The sequence below is a fragment of the Halalkalibacter oceani genome, from assembly GCF_040544555.1.
Taxonomy (GTDB): domain Bacteria; phylum Bacillota; class Bacilli; order Bacillales; family Bacillaceae_D; genus Halalkalibacter; species Halalkalibacter oceani.
Map to the genome: position 1 here is coordinate 21,342 of NZ_JBEPKD010000021.1, position 19,367 is coordinate 40,708.

Below are 19,367 nucleotides of genomic sequence, written 5' to 3' on the forward strand. Positions count from 1 at the left end.
CACACCGGACTTTAAAAGATCGTGGCGGTTCTGCACATTGCTTCAAAATTGAAAAACGAAGAGCGTGTTTTTCTATTAAGTAAACGTTTGTTTAATGGGAGGTGGGGGTTGGATGATTGTTGTGAGTTCATGTTTGGCGGGGCAGCCGGTTCGTTATAATGGGACGGACAGCTTACATAAAGAGATTAGAAGATTAGTCAGTGAAAAGAAGGCGCTGGCCCTTTGTCCGGAGCTTCTTGGAGGCTTTGACACTCCACGCGATCCGGCGGAAATTGTCGGCGGAGACGGGAATGATGTTCTTGCCGGGCGGGCGAAGGTAGTTGAGAAATCAGGCCGGGATGTGACGGCCCAATACATTGCAGGCGCACAAAGGACATTCCGTGTCGTGAAAGAGCTGCGGGCGAAAGCGGTGATTTTGAAAGAAAGCAGTCCTTCCTGCGGCAGCGCGCTGATTTATGACGGACAATTCCGTGATCGGCGTATCGCTGGCAGCGGGGTGACGACCGCCTTATTGCGGCGGCACGGTATCGAGGTTCTTTCGGAAGCTGACGCGGCGCAATGGTTGCGCGAACAAAGTAAAAAGGTTTAGCAGATCAAACGAGCGGGGTATAAGCGTAAGAGAAGGTAGCATGCTGCATGTGATACGAAAAGGAGGACGGAAGTATGGTGAATGTCGGATTGTATGTACGGTTGGAAGCCAAGCCTGAAAAGGAGGGCGAGATTGAAACGTTTCTGCGTGGAAGTTTGCCGATTATTCAAAGCGAAGAAGAAACGGTGGCATGGTTCGCCTTGCGCCTCGGACCGACGACATACGGGATCTTTAACGCCTTTCCCGATGATGCGGGTCGACAAAGGCATTTATCGGGACTTGTTGCCGAAGAATTGATGAGAAACGCCCCCGATTTCTTCACACAGCCGCCAACGATTGAAAGTGTCGATGTTCTCGCTGTCAAGCTGCCCCAGCAATAATAGTCTGCAAGTCACGCCAGCCCATACCGAAGAGGCAGATCTCTTCGGTATGGGCTTTGCTTTTAGGTTAAAGCCCGGTCTAAGAAACCAATAATAATTCAGAATAGTAAATTATTAATAGTCAAATTAAATATTTTATGTAATAATGATATTAATATACAAGTTAATGATTTAATAATATCATGCTGCTAAAAAAGATACCGAGGAGTGAAAGGAAATGAGGAAGCAAAAGCTGGTCATCAACGGAGAGCGGTTACGAAAGTCGTTAGAGCAGTTTGCCGATTTTGGGAGGACGGAAGGAAATGGAGTGACCCGGTTGGCGTTATCTGAAGAGGATCGACTGGCGCGCGATCATTTTGTTTCATGCTGTAAGGAGCTGGGCATGGAGGTCAAAGTTGATGACATGGGAAACATTTATGCGACGCTTGCCGGAGTCGAGGATAAACCGCCGATTGTGATCGGTTCCCATCTTGATTCGGTGAAAAAGGGTGGTCGCTTTGATGGCGTGCTTGGTGTGCTAGCCGGTTTGGAAATCGTTCGGACGTTAGTTGACCATCAGGTGAAGCCACAAGTTCCAATTACAATTGTCAATATGACCAATGAAGAGGGGGCGCGCTTTGAACCGTCGATGATGGCATCAGGCGTTCTTTCCGGTAAATTTGATAAAGCGGCGATGATGGAAAAGCGGGACACGGACGGCGTTACCTTTAGAGAAGCGCTCGATGAAATCGGCTATGCCGGTGATGAAAGAAACCGGCTCAGGGAAGCGGCGGCTTTTCTCGAGCTTCATATTGAACAGGGGCCTGTACTTGAAAGCGAGGGACTGCCGGTCGGGGTGGTGGAATGTGTCTTGGGGATGGTCTGCTATGAAATTGAAGTGAGCGGAGAATCAGATCATGCCGGGACGACGCCGATGGGGATGAGAAAGGATGCTCTTTTTGCAGCAAATCATTTCATTACAAAGGCGCGGCAGCAATTAAATCAACTTGATCCGGAGCTCGTCTATACGATGGGGAGGATGAATGTTTGGCCGAATATTCATACGGTCATCCCGAATAAGGTTGTATTTACGCTGGAGGCAAGGCATAAGGATGCAGAGGAGATTCGCCGGGTCGAGGAGATCGTACAGGGAATTGCGACAATGGAGGATCATGAAGGCTGCGAAGTCAGCGTAACGAAGCTATGGAGCCGGGATACCGTCTGGTTTGATGAGGAAATATGCAATCAGCTTGAGCAATCAGTCAAGTCGCTCGACTATCCGTACAAGCGAATGGTGAGCGGAGCTGGTCACGACGCGCAATTTCTCGCCAGCTACATCCCGTCAGCGATGGTTTTTGTTCGCAGTAAGAATGGGAAAAGCCATTGTGAGGAGGAGCTGACAACATGGGAAGATTGTGAAAAGGGCGTCAATGTATTGCTCGAAACAGTGATGACAATGCTCGAAAAAAAGGCCTAATAATCCAGACTTCACTGCCTTAGCGGGGTGTGCCAAAAGGAAACAAATCCTTTTGACACACTCCTTTTTTTCATTTGCCGAGATAGTCGTTTCTTCTTTCGAGGAAAAGAGGGGAAATTGACTGAAATGTGATAAAATTGGGGGAGATTTTTTGTTGACGGGCTACGAGGAGAAGAGTACACTATGAATATGCTTTATCTTGGTAGCATATTAGCGAACTAAAGTAAAATATAATGATAGACGTAAAGAAAGTGAAATGGGGGTTCAGTAATGTCAAAGCCGTTTATGTTTGAAAAGCCGCTAGGAATGCGGGATACGTTACCTGAAATGTATGAGACGAAAAAGCAAATACGGACACAGCTGGAAGCAGAAATGGAAGCATGGGGCTATCAACTGATTGAGACGCCGACGTTGGAATATTATGAGACCGTTGGTGTCGCTTCGGCGATTTTGGATCAGCAGCTTTTTAAACTGCTTGATCAGCAGGGAAATACGCTGGTCCTTCGGCCGGATATGACTGCGCCGATTGCCAGACTGGTCGCTTCTAGCTTAAAGCAGGCCGCCTACCCATTGCGCCTCGCCTATCAATCAAATGTTTACCGTGCCCAGCAGCATGAGGGAGGGAAGCCTGCCGAATTTGAACAGCTTGGAGTGGAGCTGATCGGCGATGGCACAGTCAGCGCTGACGGAGAAGTCATTGCGCTAATGATCGCTTCGTTAAAGCGGGCCGGCTTGTCACATTTTAAGGTAGCGATCGGGCATATTGGCTATGTGAACGCTCTTTTGCTTGATATTGTCGGCAATGCTGAACGGGCCGATACGTTACGCAGATTTCTGTATGAAAAAAATTATGTCGGCTTTCGTGAGCATGTGAAAAACCTGCCATTATCGTCGATTGACCAGCGTCGGCTTCTCGGTTTGCTGAAGCTGCGCGGCGGCAAAGATACACTTGACTCAGCGAAAGAGTTAATTTCGACCGAGCAGGGAATGTCGGCATTGGCCGAGCTGGAGGAATTGTGGAATGTTCTGGAAAGCTACGGCATTGAGGATTTCGTCAAGCTTGATTTAAACCTCGTCCTGCATATGAGCTATTATACGGGAGCGGTTTTTGAAGGCTATGGCAGCAAGCTCGGTGTCCCGCTTTGCAGTGGCGGACGATATGATGAGCTGCTTGGCAAGTTTAAGCGGCCGGGGCAGGCGACCGGATTTGGTCTGAGACTGGACTTGCTGGTCGAAGCAATCGGAAAAACTGCGCCAAAGCCAAAGCAAACATGTATTATGTTCAGCAAGGAAAGACGGGCCGAGGCTTTTCAGGAGGCGGCGCGATTACGGGAGATGGGCGAAGCGGTCATTCTGCAGGATATAGCCGGCGTCGTCGATGTCGACCGGATGTCTGAGCAGTTTGCTGATGTGCTCTATTATATTGGAAAGGCAAAGAGAGGAGAGGCGTAACATGTCAGAATGGTTAACGGTAGCAATGCCGAAAGGGCGGATTTTTGAAGAAGCGGTGGACTTGCTGCGGAAAGCGGGCTACAATCTCCCGGCCGAGTTCGATGATTCGCGCAAGCTGATCGTCGATGTACCGGAAGAAAAGCTCCGCTTCATTCTGGCGAAGCCAATGGACGTCCCGACTTATGTCGAGCACGGCGTCGCCGATGTCGGTGTTGCCGGGAAAGACGTCATGATCGAGGAAGAGCGCGACGTCTACGAAGTGCTTGATCTTGGAATCAGCGCCTGCTATTTAGCTGTTGCCGGGCTTCCAGGCTATGAAAAGTCGGATATCAATCCAAAGGTTGCGTCCAAATATCCGAATTTAGCGACGCAGTACTTCAAGGAGCAGGGTGAGCAGGTGGAGATTATTAAGCTTAACGGCTCAATTGAGCTGGCCCCGTTAATTGGTCTTGCTGACCGGATTGTCGATATTGTTTCGACAGGGCAAACATTAAGAGAGAACGGTCTCGTCGAACTGGAAACGATTGTCCCGATCACCTCGCGTTTAATTGTGAATCCGGTCAGCTACCGGATGGAGGATGAACGGATTGATCAAATGGTCGAGCGCCTATCCCGCTTAATTGAGGAGGAAGAGGAATGAGAATGGTCAAGGTCGAGGCATCGGTCAGCCTCAGACGCGATTTGGATACAGGAACAGAAATGCAGCGTGATGCTGTCGATAACATTATTACGCAAGTGATCGAGCAGGGAGATCACGCGCTTTATACGCTGACAAAAACGCTGGACGGAGCGGAGCTTGACCAGCTGCGCGTGACAGAAGCGGAAATGGAAGCGGCTTATGCGCAAATGGATGAGGAACTGATCGGAGCACTTCGTGAAGCGATGACCAACATTCGCGACTTTCATCAGCGGCAGCTGCGGCAATCATGGCTGACGACGAAAGAGGATGGCACGATTCTCGGCCAGCAAATAACGGCACTGGATTCAGTTGGCGTCTATGTGCCGGGTGGGAAAGCGGCGTATCCGTCTTCGATTATGATGAATGTCATCCCAGCCCAGGTTGCAGGGGTGAAACGGATCGTCATGGTATCGCCGCCGCAGGCTGATGGAAGCTTGCCGGCCGGTGTGCTTGTAACCGCAAGTGAATTGGGCGTGGAGGAAATTTACAAGGTTGGCGGCGCCCAGGCGGTCGCTGCGCTTGCCTACGGAACGGAAAGCATCACACCGGTTGATAAAATTACCGGACCAGGCAATATTTACGTCGCCTTGGCAAAGCGGGCGGTATTCGGCAAGGTCGATATCGATATGATCGCCGGCCCGAGCGAAATTGTCGTACTGGCGGATGAGACAGGCGACCCGGGGTATATTGCCGCCGATCTGCTCTCACAGGCCGAGCATGATGAACGAGCTTCGGCCGTGCTCGTGACGACCTCAAACGAGCTGGCGGAACAAGTTTCAGTAGAAGTCGAAAAACAGCTGGCGCTTTTGCCACGGAAAGACATTGCTGCCGCCTCGATTCGCGATTACGGCGTCATTTATGTAGCGCGGGACATCGCCGAAGCCATTCATGTCGTCAATGAGCTTGCGCCTGAGCATTTGGAGCTGTTGACGAAGGAGCCGATGAACCTTGTCGGTAAAATCCGTCATGCCGGAGCGATATTTGTCGGCTCGTATAGTTCGGAACCGGTCGGAGACTATTTCGCCGGACCGAATCACGTCCTGCCGACGAACGGCACGGCGCGCTTTTCCAGTCCGTTAAATGTTGATGATTTCATTAAAAAATCAAGTATTATTGCCTACAGTAAAGAAGCCTTGGAGGCGAACGGTTCGAAAATTTCCGCCCTCGCCCGCTTGGAAGGACTCGAAGCTCACGCCAGAGCAATTGATATCAGGTTGGAGGGAAACAAATGACAGAGCGACGCGCACAAATTGAACGCAATACAGGTGAAACGCAAATCAAGCTCGATTTTACAATTGACGGAGAAGGAAAATCTGAGCTTGAGACGGGGGTTCCGTTTTTAACACATATGCTCGACTTGTTCACAAAGCATGGTCATTACAACCTAATGGTGGAAGCGAATGGGGACACGGATGTCGATGACCATCATACAACAGAAGATATCGGCATCGTCCTCGGACAGGCGATCAAGGAAGCGCTCGGCGATAAAAAAGGGATTCGCCGTTATGGCAACGCCTTTGTGCCAATGGATGAAACGTTAGCCCAGGTTGTCGTTGATTTAAGCAATCGTCCTCATTTGGAGTTTCGCGCTGAATTTCCAAAAGAGAAGGTAGGGACATTTGATACGGAGCTCGTCCATGAATTTATGTGGAAGCTGGCGCTTGAGGCGCGGATGAACCTTCATGTCATCGTGCATTATGGCTTTAATACGCATCATATGATTGAAGCGGTATTCAAAGCATTGGCACGCGCTCTCGATGAAGCAACAAGTATAGACGAACGGGTGAAAGGCGTCCCGTCAACGAAGGGATTGTTATAAAACATGATTGGCATCGTCGATTACGGAATGGGAAATTTGCATAGTGTCAGCAAAGCGCTCGAACGGCTTGAACTGCCGTATGTCTTAACGGATGATAGTGATGTTTTACAAAAAACGGACGGGTTGCTGCTGCCTGGAGTCGGGGCTTTTCCTGATGCGATGGCGACATTGAATCAAATGGGACTTAGCTCCTTTTTACGGGAATGGGCCGAGGCTGGCAAGCCGCTGCTTGGTATTTGTCTTGGCATGCAGCTTTTATTTGAAGAAAGTGATGAACACGGACTGACGGAAGGGCTAAAGCTGCTGCCGGGACGTGTGGAGCGCTTCAGCGGGCAGACGGCTGATGGCGCAAGCTACAAAGTGCCGCATATGGGGTGGAACAAGCTGACGTTTCAGCAGCCGGGCCATCCGCTGCTCAGAAATGTCGAAGAAGGCCATGTCTATTTTGTCCATTCATATGTCGTCAAGGAAGGAAGCCGCGATGTGCTCATTGCGACGAGTGAGTATGACGGAACCGTTCCGGCGGTCGTCGGACGGGACAACGTCCTCGGCACTCAATTTCATCCGGAAAAAAGCAGCCATGTCGGGATGAGCATTCTTCGCAATTTTGGTGAGCTAGTCGCACAAGGAGGCAGAAAAAGTGAGTAAGTTTGTCATTTATCCAGCAATTGATATGCGTGACGGGAAGTGCGTTCGACTGAAGCAGGGAGATTATAATGAGGAAACCGTCTATGGCGATTCTCCGTTCGCGATGGCGCAGCAGTTTGTCGAAGAGGGAGCGGAATGGATTCATATGGTCGATCTGGACGGGGCCAAGGCAAAAAAAAGAATTAATCATGAGTATGTTCTTCGGGTCGCCAAAGAGCTAGACGTCCGGGTCCAGGTTGGCGGCGGCATCCGCACAGCGGACGATGTCGCTTATTATCTCGACCAAGGAGTCGACCGTGTCATTCTTGGCAGTGTCGCCGTCAACGATCCGGCATTTACGAAAGAGATGCTCGCTACATATGGAGGAGAACGGATTGCGATCGGTCTCGATGCGCGCGACGGCTATGTCGCGACGGAAGGCTGGCTGGAAACGTCATCTGTTAAAGCTGAGACGCTGGCGCAGGAGCTGGCCCGCTTCGGAGCAGAGGTGTTTATTTTTACCGACATTTCACGTGACGGAATGCTATCAGGGCCGAACACAGAAGCGATTACGGCGCTCGCTGAAGCAACAGGAAAGCAGGTCATCGCTTCCGGAGGTGTCAGCTCATTAGCGGATTTAACGGAGCTTCGTCAACGTTCGAAGCGAGGAGTGAGCGGCGCGATTGTCGGAAAGGCGCTCTACACGAATCAGTTTACGCTTGCCGAGGCGTTGAAAGGGGAGGAGTAGAATGCTGACAAAACGTATTATTCCTTGCCTTGATGTAAAAGAAGGACGCGTTGTGAAAGGCGTGCAGTTCGTCGATCTTCGCGATGCCGGCGATCCGGTCGAGCTGGCGGCGTTTTACGATCAGGAAGGCGCCGATGAACTCGTTTTTCTTGATATTTCCGCCTCGCATGAAGGCCGGGAAACGATGATTGAAGTCGTCGAGCAGGTGGCGGGAACGCTGGCGATTCCATTTACGGTCGGCGGCGGGATCAACTCTCTTGCCGATATGAAGCGCGTGCTGCGCGCCGGCGCCGATAAAGTGTCGCTTAATACAGCGGCTGTCAAGCGTCCGGAGCTGATTCGCGAGGGTGCGGACTTTTTTGGTTCGCAATGTATCGTCGTCGCGATTGATGCGAAGTACGATCCAGATCTCGGTTCGTGGCGGATTTACACCCACGGTGGACGGACACCGACTGACTGGGAGGTCGTCGCCTGGGCGCAGGAAGCCGTCCGGCTTGGTGCGGGAGAAATTTTGCTGACAAGCATGGATCAGGACGGAGCGAAGACCGGCTTTGATCAGGCATTAACGAAAACAGTCAGTGAAGCTGTGACCGTTCCTGTGATTGCCTCCGGCGGGGCAGGAAAAAAGGAAGACTTCGCCGCTGTTTTTCAGGAAGCGAAGGCGGACGCAGCGCTGGCAGCTTCGATTTTTCATTATAAAGAAACATCAGTCGCCCAGGTCAAGGGGTACTTAAAAGAGCAGGGAGTGAGCATACGATGACAAAACAAGAGATCAACTTTGATGAGAACGGCCTCGTTCCGGCAATCGTCCAGGATGCCCAAAGCAAGGAAGTGCTGACGTTAGCTTATATGAACAAGGAGTCGCTTGAGAAATCGCTTGAGACGAGGGAGACATGGTTCTATTCACGCTCGCGCCAGGAGCTGTGGCACAAAGGAGCAACGTCCGGCAACACGCAGAAAATTGTGGATATCCGCTTTGACTGCGATGCCGACGCGCTTGTCGTTCTTGTAGATCCGGCCGGTCCGGCCTGCCATAAAGGAGTGTACTCGTGCTTTAGTGACTCCTTGCTGACGGAGGAAAAGAACGAGACAAGCCAAGACCGCTTTGCGATTATTAATGAGCTGGAGCAGGTTATCGCCAAACGGGAAGCGGAAATGCCAGAGGGCGCTTACACGACGTATTTATTTGAAAAAGGCGTCGACAAAATCCTGAAAAAAGTAGGAGAAGAAGCGGGCGAAGTGATTATCGCCGCGAAAAACCGTGATCACGAAGAGTTGAAATGGGAAGTCGCCGACCTCCTCTATCACCTTCTCGTCCTTCTGCGCGAACAAAAACTCCCCCTCGACCAAGTCCTAAGCGTCCTCGAAGAACGCCACAGTAGCTCATAAAAAAGCCCGGTTTTGGCTTTTTTATGAGCGAACCCTCCAGCGAAGCCTGCCCCAACAGTTCTTCACCAGTGCTCTTCTGGTGAAGACGGGCAGAGCGGAGCGAGGGAGAGCCCGGTTTAGGCTTTTTTTATGAGCGGACCCCTCCTCCAGCGAAGCCTGCCCCAATAGTTCTTTACCAGTGCTCTTCTGGTGAAGACGGGCAGAGCGAAGCGGGGGAGAGCCCGGTTTAGGCTTTTTTTATGAGCTAAGAAAGTATAAAACTTTCAGGTAGATTCGAGGAAGGGCGTCGGCTTCGCGTGTTACACGGATGGCAGGCTTGGCTAAGTTGGGGAAAGACAAAAATAACGAGGAGAAAATCAATGAGACGAAAGCTGATAATCTCATCTTTAATCGTATGTCTCTTCTTGTTTTACGTGTTTCTTCATCAACGCGATCCGCACGAAGGGGACATCTATCGAATAACGGAACCGTGGACGATGCAGGTGACGGATGTTCTTGCCATCGAGCAGATCGATGATGACTGGTTTGTCTTTTTTCGAACGAGCGACTTTCTCCATCTTGGGAGATTAGAAAAGAACCTGTTCGGGACGTGGGATCTAGTTGACTTTCATCAAGGTGAGGCTTTGTTGGGGAGTATTCCAATCGAAGAGACAGATTCAAATGTCGTGTTAGGGGGCGCGGGCTATTCAGATGCCGGCTCAAATGAAAATAAGTCTTTTTTCTTTGGGATGATTGACAATCCTGCTGTCAATAAAGTGATTGTCGAACAAAATGAGAACCTGTATGAAATCACTGATTTTATCACCGGAACTCATCAGACACGTCTTTTTTTACGAATGACCGACGAAGAGCTCCTGTCTTTTTCAATAACCGCGTACGATCATGATGGTACGATTGTTCATTCCTACCCACAGTAGCGGGCAAGTAAGCACAGGAAATTTGATTAATATGAATAGTCTTTGCCAAAAACATGAACTGCTGCAGCTCATGTTTTTTTATTTTACAATTCGTCATTTTTTTCGGAAGCTTTTTGATAGACGTGTTATCGAACAACATAGTACTGTTCATTGTTAAAATGATGTATACTAGGTGGTATGATGAGAAGCTGGAGGACCATAACTTCATGGATGTAACACCACAAAATGAACAAAACAAACGCAAGGTCGTTCCATTGTATCAAAACGGCGATTATTTTTTTCAACGCGGACTTGAGGCCTACCGCAAAAATCATTTGCAAAAAGCAGTCAGGCTTTTTGAACGAGCGGTAAAGCTCACAGCTCAGGAGCCTGTCTTTCGCATTCAGCTCGCAGCTGTGCTTTCAGAGCTCGGCGAATATGAGCGTTCCAATGATATTTTGCATGATGTCCTGAATGAAAAAGGGGACAAATTAGCGGAATGTTATTTTTTCATGGCCAATAATTACGCTTATTTAGGTCTGTTTGAACAGGCGGAACGCGCCACTTTGCGCTATTTAGAGCTTCATCCGAATGAGCGTTTCTCTGCGGATGCGTATGAACTGCTTGATTTGCTGCAGTTTGAACGGGAAGAGGACGATGATTGGGAGGAGTTGGACGCACAGGAGGATGAGCTGGTTGCCAGACATGAGTATGCCCACAGACTGCTGCGTAAAGGGGAAGTCCAATCGTCCATTCCGATCCTGCAAGCGATTGTTAACGATCATCCAACCTGCTGGGCCGCTCACAACCATTTGGCGGAGGCCTTGTTCAGACAGGGGGAGCAGCGGGCATTTGCGATATGCGAAGCTGTATTGGAAAAGGATAAAGGAAATTTGATCGCCATTTGCAACCTTGCATTGTTTTATACCGAAAAAGGGGATGCTAAGCAGGCAGACCATTATATACGCACGTTAAAAAATGTCTATCCTCTTCAGGAAGATCACTATATCAAAATAGCCGAAACGTTATGCGCGGTCGGCCACTATCAGGAGGCCTATGAGAGGCTGAAGGAATTACAGCAATGGCAGCTGGAACAGAGGCCGGCGCTTCTCTTTTGTTATGCGGTCGCGCTTGCTCATGTCGGTGAGGAAAAAAAGGCGAAGCAGCTGATTGAACGGGCTGCGAGGCTTTCGTGTCGGCAAGCGGAGCGGTTTTTACAATCTAAGCTGTCGCTTAGTGAGCTACGGTATCAGATTTGGGCTGAATAACTGAGCAGGAAGTTAGACAAAGGGCCGCTTTTTGGCTACGATATGACTGGATAAAGATAAAAGTGAGTACAAGCTGGAAAAGGAGTGAAGAACCATGACTGAAGAAAAAGTATATGATGTCATTATCGCCGGGGCGGGACCGGCAGGAATGACGGCGGCCGTCTATACGTCACGCGCCAACCTGTCAACCCTCATGCTTGAGCGTGGTGTGCCGGGCGGACAAATGGCAAACACAGAGGATGTAGAAAACTATCCGGGCTTTGACCATATTCTCGGTCCGGAGCTTTCCAATAAAATGTTCGAGCATGCGAAGAAATTCGGCGCCGAATATGGGTATGGCGACATTAAAGAAATCGTCGATCAAGGGGAATGGAAGCTCGTGAAAGCGGGAAGCAAGGAATACAAAGCCCGTGCCGTCATCGTTGCTACCGGCGCGGAATACAAAAAGCTCGGCGTTCCCGGGGAACAGGAATTAGGTGGACGCGGGGTATCCTATTGTGCGGTGTGTGATGGTGCATTCTTTAAAGGAAAAGAGCTTGTCGTCGTCGGCGGCGGCGATTCCGCCGTTGAGGAAGCGGTCTATTTAACGCGCTTTGCCTCAAAGGTAACGGTTGTTCACCGTCGCGATCAGCTGCGTGCGCAAAAGATTCTTCAAGACCGCGCCTTTCAAAATGAAAAAATTGATTTCATCTGGAATCATGTCGTCAAGGAAATCAACGCGGAAAATGGCAAGGTCGGCAGCGTGACGCTTGAGAGTACAGAAACAGGAGAACAGCGCGAATTTAAAACGGATGGCGTCTTTATTTATATTGGATTGCTGCCGTTAAACAGCAGCGTGCTTTCCTTGGGAATCACTAACGACGAAGGCTATATCGTGACAAATGAAGAGATGGAAACGAAGGTGCCGGGGATTTTTGCCGCTGGCGATATCCGGGAAAAATCATTACGGCAAATTGTGACGGCGACAGGAGACGGTAGTTTGGCGGCGCAAAATGTCCAGCATTATCTGGAAAGCCTTGAAGATAAGCTGAACGCTTGATCAAGATAAGAAACGTCATTCGTTCTTAATGCTTCTGTAACACATGTGAAATAAAAAAGGGTTACTATAGGATTAAGTAATTGACCCCCTTTTTTATATAATTGTTGCACGGACCTTTGCGTCCGTGCCCTTTTTTTAACTTCATTTCCTCCAGTTTCCTTGCTGCGCAAATAAGTAAGGGCTTACATCATGCTGTTGCTTGTCACCTCAGTGCGTGTACCTTCCACATCCGGTGTAACTTTCACTTTTTCTTCTCACAGTGTATAGCTTAGGAATTGTGAGACGTTTGGATTAATTGTATAATAAGTGGATAGGAGAACTGAGGTGAATGGATTGCAACGAGTAGCAAACTGTATCTTGACATCAGGAAATAAAGCCCTGTTATTACAAAAGCCGAGACGCGGCTGGTGGGTCGCTCCAGGCGGGAAAATGGAACAGGGAGAATCAATAAAGGAAGCAGCAGAGCGCGAGTTTCGTGAGGAAACAGGTATTTCGCTGAAAGATTGCCAATTGCGGGCTGTGCTGACGATGATCATCATGGATAATGACAAGCCGGTTAAGGAGTGGATGATGTTTACCTTTCAGGCCACCAACTATTCCGGCGAACTCCTTGCAACATCTCCTGAAGGAAAGCTTGCCTGGAAGGAAATCGGAGAAGTGAGCAATCTGCCGATGGCTGAAGGGGATAAGCATATCTTTCATCACATTTTAAAGGAAAAAGGGATGATGTTTGGCACGTTCTATTATACGAAGGATTTTGATTTACTATCTTATCGCTTAGAGCCTGAATATACATAAAAAAGGGATGGGGGGGAGCAAACGATGAAAGCGGAAAATGAAGAAATTCAAATTGTCATTATTACAGGTATGTCAGGGGCCGGAAAGACTGTAGCGATGCAAAGCTTTGAGGATCTTGGCTATTTCTGTGTTGATAATTTGCCCCCGGCGCTTATTCCAAAATTTGTCGAACTGATTGACGGCTCAAACGGAAAAATGAATAAAGTCGCTCTCGTCATCGATTTGCGCGGCAGAAAGTTTTTCGACCATCTTTTTGAAGCGATTGATTCCATTACGCAGCCGCCTGATATGAATCTGAAGGTGCAGATTGTTTATTTGGATGCGAAGGATGCGAAGCTCGTCCAGCGTTACAAGGAAACGAGACGCTCTCATCCACTTGCTCCGAACGGTCTTCCACTTGAAGGGATTCAGCTTGAGCGGGAAATGCTGGAGGAATTGAAAGGGCGAAGTCAGCAGATTATTGATACGACTGATTTGAAGCCGATTCAATTGCGCGAGCGTATTATTCAGCGCTTTTGTTCAACGGAGCGCCATCCTTTTTCGGTAAACATTATGTCATTTGGTTTTAAATACGGGATTCCGATTGACGCTGATCTCGTCTTCGATGTTCGCTTTCTGCCCAACCCTCATTACATCGACCATATGCGTCCGAAAACGGGGCTGGAGGAGGAGGTTTCCTCCTATGTGATGAAGTGGTCGGAAACGCAAACATTCGTGGAAAAACTGACCGATCTTCTTTCGTTTATGCTCCCGCAGTATAAGCGGGAAGGGAAAAGCCAGGTCGTCATTGGAATTGGCTGCACTGGCGGCAAGCATCGCTCGGTGACACTTGCGGAGTATTTCGGTAAAGCCTTCTCTGAAGAATATATGCTCCATGTCAGTCATCGGGATATTGACAAAGGGAAGGAAAGGATTACGTGAAAAAAAAGAATATTGTTGTCATTGGGGGAGGAACGGGCCTGTCCGTGTTGCTGAGAGGACTGAAAACATTCCCTGTTTCGATTACGGCGATTGTCACAGTCGCCGACGATGGCGGAAGCTCAGGCAGGCTGCGCAAGGAATTAGATATTCCGCCGCCGGGGGATGTCCGCAACGTTCTTGTCGCGTTAGCGGAAGTTGAGCCTTTAGTCGAGCAGCTCTTTCAACACCGGTTTGAAAACGGAAATGGCTTATCAGGTCATTCACTTGGAAATTTGCTTCTGGCCGGGATGACGTCGATTACAGGCGATTTTGCTCGGGGGATATCAGAGCTTTCTAAGGTGTTAAACGTCAGGGGAAAAGTCTATCCTGCGGCCAATCGCAGCATCGTTCTTCACGCTGAAATGGAGGACGGAAGCATTGTCACGGGGGAATCACAAATTCCGCGGGTTCACAAGAAAATCAAGCGTGTTTTTCTGACACCTGAGGAAGTGGAACCGTTGCAGGAGAGTATCCAGGCGATTGAGGAAGCAGACTTGATTGTCCTCGGACCAGGAAGCTTGTACACAAGCGTCCTGCCAAATTTACTCGTTCCGGGAATTTCGCAGGCGATCCGAAAGGCAAAAGCAAGAAAAGTGTATATATGCAATGTCATGACCCAGGAAGGTGAGACGGACGGTTATTCCGCTGCTGATCATTTGCAGGCGATTGTCGACCATTGCGGAGAGGGGCTTGTCGAAGACATTCTTGTCCACAGCTCACCCGTTTCATCCGCTTTGCAGGTAAGGTATGCGGAGGAAGGCGCGAGCCAGGTTGTCGTGGATCAGAACCGGTTACGTCATATGGGGGTCGAAATTATAGCAGACCGGTTTGTCCTGGAGTGGCATCATATGCTGCGGCATGATGCTGTGAAAGTATCCCATGCCCTGCTAAATCTTTCATCATAAAGTACGTATCAAGAGGTTGGCTGCTCGGAAGGTAGCAAAGCTGCCGCCCTCGGCCGAAAGGAGTGAGTACTGTGTCTTTTGCCGCGACCACAAAAAAAGAATTAACGCAGCTTGAACAAGAGGATTGTTGTGCAAAAGCGGAGCTGGCCGCACTCATTCGGATGAACGGGTCGCTTTCCTTTAATCAAAAGAAGCTCGTCTTAGATGTCACAACGGAAAATGCCGCGATTGCCAGACGGATTTATGTCTTGATCAAAAGACTGTATGCTGAAATCTTTGTAGAGCTGCTCGTTCGTAAGAAAATGAGACTGAAAAAAAATAACGTCTACCTTGTACGGATGAAGCATGAGGCGAAAATGCTTTTAGAGGACTTGGGTATTTTAGAGGAAGGATTCGTCATTGTCCGGACGATTTCAAAGGAAATTACGAAATCTCCATGCTGCAAGCGCGCCTATTTGCGGGGAGCTTTTCTCGCGGGAGGCTCGATCAATCATCCGGAAACGTCCTCTTATCATCTTGAGATCTTCTCTCTCTACGGCGAGCATAATCAGTCATTATGTGAATTGATGAACGAATATCAATTAAATGCCAAAACGTTGGAACGTAAAAAGGGGTTCATCACGTATATAAAAGAGAGCGAAAAAATTACAGAGTTTCTCAGTATTATTGGGGCCCATCAAGCGTTGCTCTATTTTGAGGATGTCCGAATTATGAAGGATATGCGAAATTCAGTTAATCGGCTTGTCAATTGTGAAACCGCTAATCTGAACAAAACGGTCGGAGCGGCGTTGCGGCAGGTTGAGAACATTCGCTTTCTGGAGCGTGAAATTGGCTTAAGTCAGCTTCCGCCGAAGCTGAGGGAGATTGCCGAGCTTCGCGTGGCGCATCAGGATGTAACGCTTAAGGAGCTCGGTGAAATGGTCGAAAGCGGGAAGGTGAGCAAGTCGGGTGTCAATCACCGCCTGCGCAAAATCGATGAAATTGCCGATAAACTTCGAAATGGGCAACCGTTTACAGCAAAAAAATAAACGAATAAAGCTAAGGAGGAATACAATTATGGTAAAAAAAGAGGTAGTTGTTAAGAAAAAAACAGGATTGCAGGCCAGACCGGCTGCATTGTTCGTACAGGAAGCGAACCGTTTTAATTCAGATGTTTACATTGAAAGAGAGAGCAAGAAAGTTAACGCGAAAAGTATTATGGGCTTAATGAGCCTTGCCGTTGGCCACGGAGCGAAAATTACGCTTGTGACGGAGGGCAGAGACGAGGAAGAAGCATTGGAAGCGTTGGTCGCTTTCATTGAATCAGAATAAAGCAGTCATCATCGTGACTTTAGGGGCCGGGCAAAAGGGAAAACAACCTTTTGTCTGAGCCCCTTTTATTTTACTGATTATGATACGGCAACTTTCAAGCAGGGACAGTCGTTCTATTCAAGGGGGGATAAGATGAACCGTTTAATGTACGCGATGCTTTTGGTGATGACGGTCACGTTAGCTGCCTGTTCCTACGATTTTGAGCAGGGGATTGAAAATGGCGATGTGATCAACGTACACGGAGATGTCTATAACGTTGCTGTTTTGCAGACGTTTTTAACAAATGTCGAGGGGAAGACGCCTGACCAGGTGCGGATTGTTGAATATACAAATGAAGGGGATCCACTATTATATGATCTTGAGTATGACGGAGAGAAAATAAAGGTTGAAGTCGATCGTTCCGAGGATCAATACAGAGGCTCGGGGCCGGTGAAAGCAGAAATGAGCTGTAATGGCATCATTCGGGAGGAGCGCGGTAATGAGGAAGCTTTCTATCTGTTAAGCGGCTGTCAGTCAGGTGCGGACGTTGTCATCGTGAAGCTGCGGAGAATGATCAACTAGCTGGGGCGATGCTCGCTCGCATGTCTTCTTCGTTTTTCTTCAAGCAAAATTATGGTATTTTTAAAAGGTTGAAGAATGTTGAACGAGGAGAGAGCAGCCTATGAGGAAAAGAAGTCTTCCACTTACTTATCAGATGATGTTATTTTCCAGTGGCTTACTATGCCTAACGCTGCTTGTGATGGGGCTGGTGATCGGCTATGGTCAAGCTGTTCAGACGAAAGAAGCACTCGCCAGCAAAGCAAGCTTAAGTGCGAGTCACTTTGCGAGAATGCCGCTCGTCGCAGAGGCGCTCGAAGCCGGCGAAGCGAGTGAGGAGCTGCGGAATTTGGCAAAAAGCATACGCGAAAGTCATCAGCTGCAATATATCGTCATCGTTGACATGGAGGGAGTCCGTTTGACCCATCCAGTGGAAGAACGGATTGGTCAGCATTTCGTCGGCGGTGATGTCGGAGATGTCCTCGAAGGAAAGACCTATACGTCGGAAGCGGTTGGGACGTTGGGTCCATCGATGCGGGCTTTTGAGCCGGTGTTTCATCAAGGCCGGCAAATCGGCGCCGTTTCGGTCGGCATTTCCACAGAATTCATTGATGGAGCTGTATGGGAAAGCATTCGCAGCACTTTTTTCGGGACGGCGATCAGTTTGATGCTTGGTCTGCTCGGCTCCTATGTCTTGGCAAGCAGGCTGAAGCAAACTTTATTCAATCTTGAACCGTGGGAGATTGCCAAAATGATGCAGGAGCGCGAGGCGATGCTGGAAAGTGTCGGGGAAGGAATCGTGGCGGTCAATGCCGATCAGACAATCATTATCACAAACCGGGCAGCCGAACAATTATTACGAACGGCAGGCTATCAAGGAAGCTTGACGGGAGAGCCGATCAGTAGGGTGTGGCCCGCTCTTACCCTTGAGCCGCAAATTATAAACAAGGAAGCCGTCTACGATCAGGTTGTTCAGCTCGGGCAGTTTGACATGATGACGAGCTCGGTGCCGGTAATTGTCGACGGGGAATGCGTCGGTGCATTGGTCACTTTCCGTGACCGCAATGAGCTTGATGCGGTGATGAAGCAGCTCTCCGGGGTAGAGTCCTACGCTCATACGTTAAGGATGCAGACACATGAATTTATGAATAAGCTTCATATTATTAGCGCGATGGTTTATACGGAATCCTATGATGAGTTGAAAGAATATGTTGAACATTTGTCGCAAAATTACCAGAAGGAAACAGGGCGGATCTCGGCCCATATTGACGATGTGGCGATTGCCGGCTTTGTATTCAGTCAAATGGAGCGGCTGGAGCGTGCCAATATTAGCATCGAGCTGCGTGGAGCGAGAAAGTGGCCGACACTGGACGATCCCGTGATGGTTGACCGCTGGATTACCATTATAGGAAACAGCCTTGAAAACGCGGTCGAAGCGATGGTTGGCCAAGAGGAGAAGCAAGTTGAGCTGACATTTGAAGTTGAAAACGGAGAAATGGTTTATCAGCTTCGGGACAATGGTCGCGGCTTTCCGCAGGAGAGCCTGCCTGTGCTGCTGGAAAAAGGAGTCTCGACGAAGGGAATGAACAGAGGATACGGACTGTCGATCATGATCAAGGCGATCCAGGCGGCAGCCGGCAATTATCATGTCGCTTCAGAACCGGGAGTCGGAACGACCTTTCGCGTCAGCCTGCCAATCACGTCACATAATCAGAAAACAGGGGATGAGCAGCATGATTAAAATTGTAGCCGTTGAAGATGATCCACTTGTCGCTAAATTTCACCGTAAATATGTTGAAAAGGTTGATGGCTTTTCATGGCTTGGCAGCGCCTCAACAATTGAAGAGGGTGAGCAGCTGGTCAAGAAGCCGGAAGTCGATCTTGTCTTACTTGACATTTATATTCATGACCAAAACGGCCTCGATCTCTTGAAAAAAATCAGAGCGCAAAATGTGAATGTCGATGTCATTCTGATCACATCAGCGAATGACCAGCAATCTGTGCAGACAGGCTACCGTTACGGCGTCATCGACTACTTAATCAAACCGTTCACATTTGAGCGCTTTCAGGAAGCGCTGCTGCATTACAAGGATGAGATGGCCGTGTCTTCTGCTCATTTCCGGCAGGAAGAGGTTGACCGTTTCTTTTATCCGCGTCAGCCGGGACAGCCGAAAAGCAGCTATGTTCTTCCGAAAGGCATTACGAAGGAAACATGTATCCGGATTTTGCAGGCGATGGCAGCGCAGGAGGGCTGGAAGTCGGCAACTGAACTAAGCGACATGATAGGCGTTTCCCATGTGTCCTTGCGTAAATACTTGCGCTACTTCGAGCAGCAGAACTGGATTCAAAAGGATGTCGTCTATCACAGCTTCGGTCGCCCGCTTCAGCAATACCGCCTTGCTGAAAGTGGAAAAAAAGTGTTGGAACAATCTGATTTCATTTAGTTAAAAAAACTATACAAAAGTTGTAAGATTTAAGAAAATAACTGTAAGCGATTTCATGAAAGGGAGATAA

General features: G+C 48.9%; 22 protein-coding genes. All 22 read left to right on the forward strand.

The window, feature by feature from the left end; all coding sequences use genetic code 11:
- Positions 1-112 precede the first annotated feature (112 nt).
- The 22 genes from ABMB67_RS17900 to ABMB67_RS18005 all read left to right on the forward strand — a co-directional run bounded on the left by ABMB67_RS17900 (position 113) and on the right by ABMB67_RS18005 (position 19,297).
- Positions 113-589: a 2-thiouracil desulfurase family protein gene (locus tag ABMB67_RS17900; protein WP_354572918.1), complete on the forward strand. Its 477-nt coding sequence runs from the start codon at positions 113-115 to the stop codon at positions 587-589.
- A 74-nt stretch (positions 590-663) separates the two neighbouring features.
- On the forward strand, positions 664-969 hold the full coding sequence (locus tag ABMB67_RS17905; RefSeq protein WP_251223386.1) for a putative quinol monooxygenase: 306 nt from the start codon (positions 664-666) through the stop codon (positions 967-969).
- A gap of 217 nt (positions 970-1,186) precedes the next feature.
- Positions 1,187-2,425: a Zn-dependent hydrolase gene (locus ABMB67_RS17910; protein WP_251223385.1), complete on the forward strand. Its 1,239-nt coding sequence runs from the start codon at positions 1,187-1,189 to the stop codon at positions 2,423-2,425.
- A gap of 270 nt (positions 2,426-2,695) precedes the next feature.
- On the forward strand, positions 2,696-3,877 hold the full coding sequence (locus tag ABMB67_RS17915) for an ATP phosphoribosyltransferase regulatory subunit (protein WP_251223384.1): 1,182 nt from the start codon (positions 2,696-2,698) through the stop codon (positions 3,875-3,877).
- A 1-nt stretch (position 3,878) separates the two neighbouring features.
- The gene (gene hisG / locus ABMB67_RS17920; RefSeq protein ID WP_251223383.1) at positions 3,879-4,517 is read left to right on the forward strand and encodes an ATP phosphoribosyltransferase; all 639 of its coding nucleotides are present in this window, start codon (positions 3,879-3,881) and stop codon (positions 4,515-4,517) included.
- The gene (gene hisD / locus ABMB67_RS17925; protein ID WP_251223382.1) at positions 4,514-5,788 is read left to right on the forward strand and encodes a histidinol dehydrogenase; all 1,275 of its coding nucleotides are present in this window, start codon (positions 4,514-4,516) and stop codon (positions 5,786-5,788) included. The genes hisG and hisD overlap by 4 nt, the downstream gene beginning before the upstream one ends.
- Positions 5,785-6,375, forward strand: a complete 591-nt coding sequence (hisB, locus tag ABMB67_RS17930; protein ID WP_251223381.1) for an imidazoleglycerol-phosphate dehydratase HisB — start codon at positions 5,785-5,787, stop codon at positions 6,373-6,375. The genes hisD and hisB overlap by 4 nt, the downstream gene beginning before the upstream one ends.
- A 3-nt stretch (positions 6,376-6,378) precedes the next feature.
- Positions 6,379-7,023 carry an imidazole glycerol phosphate synthase subunit HisH gene (gene hisH / locus ABMB67_RS17935; RefSeq protein WP_251223380.1) on the forward strand — a complete coding sequence of 215 codons (645 nt, stop codon included), beginning with the start codon at positions 6,379-6,381 and terminating at the stop codon, positions 7,021-7,023.
- Positions 7,016-7,750, forward strand: coding sequence for a 1-(5-phosphoribosyl)-5-[(5-phosphoribosylamino)methylideneamino]imidazole-4-carboxamide isomerase (gene hisA, locus ABMB67_RS17940; protein WP_251223379.1), 735 nt, complete (start codon positions 7,016-7,018; stop codon positions 7,748-7,750). Before hisH ends, hisA begins: the two co-directional genes overlap by 8 nt.
- Before the next feature lies 1 nt (position 7,751).
- Entirely contained in the window at positions 7,752-8,510 is a 759-nt protein-coding gene (gene hisF, locus ABMB67_RS17945) for an imidazole glycerol phosphate synthase subunit HisF (protein ID WP_354572919.1), read from the forward strand.
- Positions 8,507-9,139, forward strand: a complete 633-nt coding sequence (hisIE, locus tag ABMB67_RS17950; RefSeq protein WP_354572920.1) for a bifunctional phosphoribosyl-AMP cyclohydrolase/phosphoribosyl-ATP diphosphatase HisIE — start codon at positions 8,507-8,509, stop codon at positions 9,137-9,139. The genes hisF and hisIE overlap by 4 nt, the downstream gene beginning before the upstream one ends.
- A gap of 359 nt (positions 9,140-9,498) precedes the next feature.
- A complete protein-coding gene (locus ABMB67_RS17955; protein ID WP_354572921.1) occupies positions 9,499-10,056 on the forward strand; it encodes a hypothetical protein in 558 nt (185 codons plus the stop codon).
- Positions 10,057-10,262: 206 nt separating this feature from the next.
- Entirely contained in the window at positions 10,263-11,303 is a 1,041-nt protein-coding gene (locus ABMB67_RS17960; RefSeq protein ID WP_354572922.1) for a tetratricopeptide repeat protein, read from the forward strand.
- A 94-nt stretch (positions 11,304-11,397) separates the two neighbouring features.
- The gene (gene trxB / locus ABMB67_RS17965) at positions 11,398-12,342 is read left to right on the forward strand and encodes a thioredoxin-disulfide reductase (protein WP_354572923.1); all 945 of its coding nucleotides are present in this window, start codon (positions 11,398-11,400) and stop codon (positions 12,340-12,342) included.
- A 324-nt stretch (positions 12,343-12,666) separates the two neighbouring features.
- Positions 12,667-13,140: an NUDIX hydrolase gene (locus ABMB67_RS17970; RefSeq protein ID WP_354572924.1), complete on the forward strand. Its 474-nt coding sequence runs from the start codon at positions 12,667-12,669 to the stop codon at positions 13,138-13,140.
- Positions 13,141-13,164: 24 nt separating this feature from the next.
- The gene (gene rapZ, locus ABMB67_RS17975) at positions 13,165-14,061 is read left to right on the forward strand and encodes an RNase adapter RapZ (protein WP_251223373.1); all 897 of its coding nucleotides are present in this window, start codon (positions 13,165-13,167) and stop codon (positions 14,059-14,061) included.
- Entirely contained in the window at positions 14,058-15,005 is a 948-nt protein-coding gene (locus ABMB67_RS17980; protein WP_251223372.1) for a gluconeogenesis factor YvcK family protein, read from the forward strand. Before rapZ ends, ABMB67_RS17980 begins: the two co-directional genes overlap by 4 nt.
- Before the next feature lie 71 nt (positions 15,006-15,076).
- On the forward strand, positions 15,077-16,033 hold the full coding sequence (gene whiA, locus ABMB67_RS17985) for a DNA-binding protein WhiA (protein WP_251223371.1): 957 nt from the start codon (positions 15,077-15,079) through the stop codon (positions 16,031-16,033).
- A gap of 28 nt (positions 16,034-16,061) precedes the next feature.
- Entirely contained in the window at positions 16,062-16,316 is a 255-nt protein-coding gene (locus ABMB67_RS17990) for an HPr family phosphocarrier protein (protein ID WP_251223370.1), read from the forward strand.
- A 132-nt stretch (positions 16,317-16,448) separates the two neighbouring features.
- Positions 16,449-16,877: a DUF4362 domain-containing protein gene (locus tag ABMB67_RS17995; RefSeq protein WP_354572925.1), complete on the forward strand. Its 429-nt coding sequence runs from the start codon at positions 16,449-16,451 to the stop codon at positions 16,875-16,877.
- A 100-nt stretch (positions 16,878-16,977) separates the two neighbouring features.
- Complete coding sequence (locus tag ABMB67_RS18000) at positions 16,978-18,594, forward strand: ATP-binding protein (protein WP_354572926.1); 1,617 nt, start codon at positions 16,978-16,980, stop codon at positions 18,592-18,594.
- Complete coding sequence (locus ABMB67_RS18005) at positions 18,587-19,297, forward strand: response regulator (protein WP_354572927.1); 711 nt, start codon at positions 18,587-18,589, stop codon at positions 19,295-19,297. Before ABMB67_RS18000 ends, ABMB67_RS18005 begins: the two co-directional genes overlap by 8 nt.
- Positions 19,298-19,367: the final 70 nt, after the last annotated feature.

Excerpts from the sequence above, each read along its gene's own strand:
- ABMB67_RS17900 (WP_354572918.1), top strand. The coding sequence starts at position 113 with ATGATTGTTGTGAGTTCATGTTTGGCGGGGCAGCCGGTTCGTTATAAT.
- ABMB67_RS17905 (WP_251223386.1), top strand. The coding sequence starts at position 664 with ATGGTGAATGTCGGATTGTATGTACGGTTGGAAGCCAAGCCTGAAAAG.
- ABMB67_RS17910 (WP_251223385.1), top strand. The coding sequence starts at position 1,187 with ATGAGGAAGCAAAAGCTGGTCATCAACGGAGAGCGGTTACGAAAGTCG.
- ABMB67_RS17915 (WP_251223384.1), top strand. The coding sequence starts at position 2,696 with ATGTCAAAGCCGTTTATGTTTGAAAAGCCGCTAGGAATGCGGGATACG.
- hisG (WP_251223383.1), top strand. The coding sequence starts at position 3,879 with ATGTCAGAATGGTTAACGGTAGCAATGCCGAAAGGGCGGATTTTTGAA.
- hisD (WP_251223382.1), top strand. The coding sequence starts at position 4,514 with ATGAGAATGGTCAAGGTCGAGGCATCGGTCAGCCTCAGACGCGATTTG.
- hisB (WP_251223381.1), top strand. The coding sequence starts at position 5,785 with ATGACAGAGCGACGCGCACAAATTGAACGCAATACAGGTGAAACGCAA.
- hisH (WP_251223380.1), top strand. The coding sequence starts at position 6,379 with ATGATTGGCATCGTCGATTACGGAATGGGAAATTTGCATAGTGTCAGC.
- hisF (WP_354572919.1), top strand. The coding sequence starts at position 7,752 with ATGCTGACAAAACGTATTATTCCTTGCCTTGATGTAAAAGAAGGACGC.
- hisIE (WP_354572920.1), top strand. The coding sequence starts at position 8,507 with ATGACAAAACAAGAGATCAACTTTGATGAGAACGGCCTCGTTCCGGCA.
- ABMB67_RS17955 (WP_354572921.1), top strand. The coding sequence starts at position 9,499 with ATGAGACGAAAGCTGATAATCTCATCTTTAATCGTATGTCTCTTCTTG.
- ABMB67_RS17960 (WP_354572922.1), top strand. The coding sequence starts at position 10,263 with ATGGATGTAACACCACAAAATGAACAAAACAAACGCAAGGTCGTTCCA.
- trxB (WP_354572923.1), top strand. The coding sequence starts at position 11,398 with ATGACTGAAGAAAAAGTATATGATGTCATTATCGCCGGGGCGGGACCG.
- rapZ (WP_251223373.1), top strand. The coding sequence starts at position 13,165 with ATGAAAGCGGAAAATGAAGAAATTCAAATTGTCATTATTACAGGTATG.
- ABMB67_RS17990 (WP_251223370.1), top strand. The coding sequence starts at position 16,062 with ATGGTAAAAAAAGAGGTAGTTGTTAAGAAAAAAACAGGATTGCAGGCC.
- ABMB67_RS17995 (WP_354572925.1), top strand. The coding sequence starts at position 16,449 with ATGAACCGTTTAATGTACGCGATGCTTTTGGTGATGACGGTCACGTTA.
- ABMB67_RS18000 (WP_354572926.1), top strand. The coding sequence starts at position 16,978 with ATGAGGAAAAGAAGTCTTCCACTTACTTATCAGATGATGTTATTTTCC.
- ABMB67_RS18005 (WP_354572927.1), top strand. The coding sequence starts at position 18,587 with ATGATTAAAATTGTAGCCGTTGAAGATGATCCACTTGTCGCTAAATTT.